This window comes from Myxococcus llanfairpwllgwyngyllgogerychwyrndrobwllllantysiliogogogochensis, from assembly GCF_006636215.1.
Lineage (GTDB): Bacteria > Myxococcota > Myxococcia > Myxococcales > Myxococcaceae > Myxococcus > Myxococcus llanfairpwllgwyngyllgogerychwyrndrobwllllantysiliogogogochensis.
In genome coordinates this window covers 1-427 of the sequence record NZ_VIFM01000833.1, presented here as the reverse complement: position 1 = coordinate 427, position 427 = coordinate 1, and the positions used below count along the sequence as shown (strand labels likewise).

1 protein-coding gene is annotated in these 427 nt (G+C 53.6%); it reads right to left on the bottom strand.

Annotated features, from left to right (window positions below):
* On the bottom strand, positions 1-230 hold a 230-nt coding region (yqfB, locus tag FJV41_RS56000; protein ID WP_141649643.1), incomplete at its 3' end, for a N(4)-acetylcytidine aminohydrolase.
* Positions 231-427: the final 197 nt, after the last annotated feature.

The following is a 427-nucleotide window of genomic DNA, read 5'->3' as shown; positions in this document are numbered from 1 at the left end:
GTCATATTCTCCTGTTGCGCATGCTGTTCGGTCAGCGTATCGAGCGTCACCGTCGAGGTCGCGGTCACGGCGATGGTGCAAAAATAGCCGTCATCTTCATAGCGCCCAACGCGCAGCACATCGCCGGGCTTAAAGTGCGACTCCGCTGCATCGCGAATGGTGATGGTTTTGCGCCCGGCGAGGATGTCGTCCTGAAAACGCTGAAAAAAGGTAATGTCATTGGCCTGCATGATATAATTCCGTCCTGGTCATTATGAATTGTGAGTTCGCCCTGTGAGTATGTTCTCCCACGCCGCTGTCGCCAGTCTCAATAATCTTGAGATGATGGTCTACCACTACGTCATTAAAAATCGTGACAAAGTGATGTACATGACCATCCGCGAACTGGCCGAGGCCGCCGGGGTCTCCACGACCACCGTGTTACGCT